Source organism: Pseudomonas sp. SIMBA_068 (genome assembly GCF_046534705.1).
GTDB lineage: Bacteria > Pseudomonadota > Gammaproteobacteria > Pseudomonadales > Pseudomonadaceae > Aquipseudomonas > Aquipseudomonas putida.
In genome coordinates this window covers 1-279 of record NZ_JAWRYI010000365.1, presented here as the reverse complement: position 1 = coordinate 279, position 279 = coordinate 1, and the positions used below count along the sequence as shown (strand labels likewise).

Annotated in this window: 1 protein-coding gene; it reads right to left on the bottom strand. The window is 60.9% G+C overall.

From position 1 onward, the window contains the following. Nucleotides 1-279, bottom strand: a 279-nt coding sequence (locus SB756_RS29560; RefSeq protein ID WP_410913112.1) for an AAA family ATPase, incomplete at both ends; no start/stop codon positions are given.

The window sequence follows — 279 nt, the reverse complement described above, 5'->3', positions numbered from 1 at the left end:
ATGTGCCGGCCTTCGCCATCCTCCATCCAGCCTTTATCAAACACCTGGAAGAAGAGTTCATGCACATCCGGATGGGCTTTCTCAATCTCATCCAGCAGCACCACACTGTAGGGACGACGGCGAACGGCTTCGGTCAGCACGCCGCCCTCGCCGTAGCCGACGTAGCCCGGCGGTGCCCCTTTCAGCGTCGAGACGGTGTGCGCCTCCTGAAACTCACTCATATTGATGGTGATGATGTTCTGCTCGCCGCCGTACAGCGACTCGGCCAGCGCCAGCGCG